General features: G+C 46.8%; 1 protein-coding gene. It reads right to left on the bottom strand.

What is annotated here, in order from left to right:
• Positions 1-152 precede the first annotated feature (152 nt).
• On the bottom strand, positions 153-807 hold a 655-nt coding region (locus tag A3751_RS01830), incomplete at its 5' end, for a molybdopterin dinucleotide binding domain-containing protein (RefSeq protein ID WP_304438994.1).

Here is an 807-nt window from a genome sequence, read left to right as displayed (position 1 = left end):
CTTGGTCCACAGACGCATAATCAACGGCCTCTGCAGGTTGCGACACCGCATTGGTTTCCACTTTTTCCTCTGCGCAACCCACCGCAAGAACCAAAGAGGCGAGCATGATAGAACGAACATATTGTTTAAAATCACTCATATCACTACCCTCCTTATACTTTCTCAAGTTTCACAGCGCATTTTTTGAAATCGGTCTGTTTAGACAATGGGTCAGTCGCATCAAGCGTTAACTTGTTAATGAGCTGGCGAGCGTCAAACCACGGAACATAGACCAAACCTTTAGGAGGTTTGTTTCTCCCTCTGTCTTCAACGCGCGACAACATAGAGCCACGCCGACTCGACACTTTAACCTGGTCACCACGACGTAAACCCAATGCTTTTGCATCATCAGGGTGGATAAATACTTGGGCATCCGGATACGCTTTATAAAGTTCAGGAACGCGTTGCGTCATCGAACCAGAATGCCAATGTTCTAGGACTCGTCCTGTTGATAACCAGAAGGGATACTCTTCATCAGGTGATTCGGCAGGCGGCTCATAAGGCAGTGCAAAAATCAGCGCCTTACCATCAGGTTTACCGTAAAATTCGAACCCTTTACCTTTGCCTACATATGGGTCAGAACCTTCTCTGAAACGCCAGAGGGTTTCTTTACCGTCTACCACCGGCCAGCGTTTACCGCGATTTGTTTTGTACTCATCATAATCGTCAAGATCATGCGCCTTGCCTCGGCCGAATCCCGCATACTCTTCAAACAGTCCTTTCTGAATATAGAATCCAAAGTGCTTGGCTTCGTCGTTGTTATATTCT

It is taken from the genome of Oleiphilus sp. HI0080 (assembly GCF_001635135.1).
Note: the sequence above shows the minus strand (reverse complement) of the source record. Positions and strands in the feature narration are given on the sequence as shown.